The 1,223-nt window shown below is 53.4% G+C and carries 1 protein-coding gene and 1 pseudogene; both read left to right on the top strand.

Features of this window, described 5'->3' with window-relative positions; translation table 11 throughout:
• Positions 1 to 682, top strand: a pseudogene (locus H1B37_RS32895) (restriction endonuclease subunit R); the annotation flags it as partial.
• Positions 683 to 689: 7 nt separating this feature from the next.
• A partial coding sequence (locus tag H1B37_RS32890) for a M48 family metallopeptidase (protein ID WP_182871501.1) occupies positions 690 to 1,223 on the top strand: 534 nt, incomplete at its 3' end.

Raw genomic sequence — 1,223 nt, 5'->3', positions numbered from 1 at the left:
TTACGAAGCCGACATGCGGCATTTAATCGACACGTACATCGAGGCTGAAGAGCCACGCAAGATTTCACCGTTTGACGACATGAGCTTGCTGCAATTGATTGTCAAAAGCGGGATTGCAGATGCGATCAACGAACGCCTGAGCAATATTGCGGGGAATCGTGCCGCCGTCGCCGAGACGATTGAAAACAACGTCCGCAGCAAGATCATCGAAGAGAAGCTGAATGACCCGGCTTACTTCGAGAAAATGTCGGAATTGTTGGACGAAGTCATTGAGGCGCGGAAACAGGGAGCGATTGAATACAAAGAGTATCTGAAACGCGTCGCCGAGATTGCCGCCAAAGTCGAGAAAGGACAGTCGGAAGATGGGCCTCCGCAGTTAGACAGCCCCGGCAAGCGGGCACTCTACAACAACCTGCCGGCAATCTTGGCTCAATCGATCAACATTACTGGAGCGGGCAACGAAGCAACCCGGGAAAAGCCGCCAAACTACGACGAACCCAAAGATCGGATCTTGGAATTGGCATTGAAGATCGATGCAAAAGTCAAGCAAGTCCGTCCGAGCGCTTGGCGAGGGGTTCAGGCACGTGAGCGAGTGATCAAAGCCGCACTCTACGAGTTATTGAAAGACATCGACCAAGTCGAGCGAGTCTTCAGCATTGTCAAAGCCCAAAAGGAATACTGAGGGCCGGATGACACAAACAATCAATCTCGGCGAATTCGATGCAGATGTGACGCTCAAGGACATCAAGAATGTTCACTTGAGCGTGATGCCGCCAACAGGACACGTTCGAATTTCCGCTCCGGAGCGGATGAGTCTCGACACAATTCGTGTCTACGCACTCTCGAAGCTGAGCTGGATCAAACAGCAGCAGCGCAAGCTACAAGCCCAAGAACGTGAAACACCGCGAGAGTTCCTTGAGCTAGAAAGCCACTACGTCTGGGGCCGGCGGCGACTATTGGAACTGACCGAAGTCGAGCAGCCGCCCGCGATTGCGCTGACTCATAAAGCGCTCAAGATGCAAGTGCGTCCCGGCACCGACGAAGCCAAGCGACAAAGCCAACTCGACGCGTGGTACCGCGAACAACTGCGATCCGAAGCGTGTCCATTGATCAGTAAATGGGAACCAATCATCGGCGTCCAGGTAGAGCGTTTATTCGTTCAACGGATGAAAACACGATGGGGAAGCTGCAACAGCGAAGCCCGAACCATCCGGCTGAACACC

It is taken from the genome of Stieleria mannarensis (assembly GCF_014154935.1).
In the GTDB taxonomy this organism is placed as follows: Bacteria; Planctomycetota; Planctomycetia; order Pirellulales; family Pirellulaceae; genus Stieleria; species Stieleria mannarensis.
Note: the sequence above shows the minus strand (reverse complement) of the source record. Positions and strands in the feature narration are given on the sequence as shown.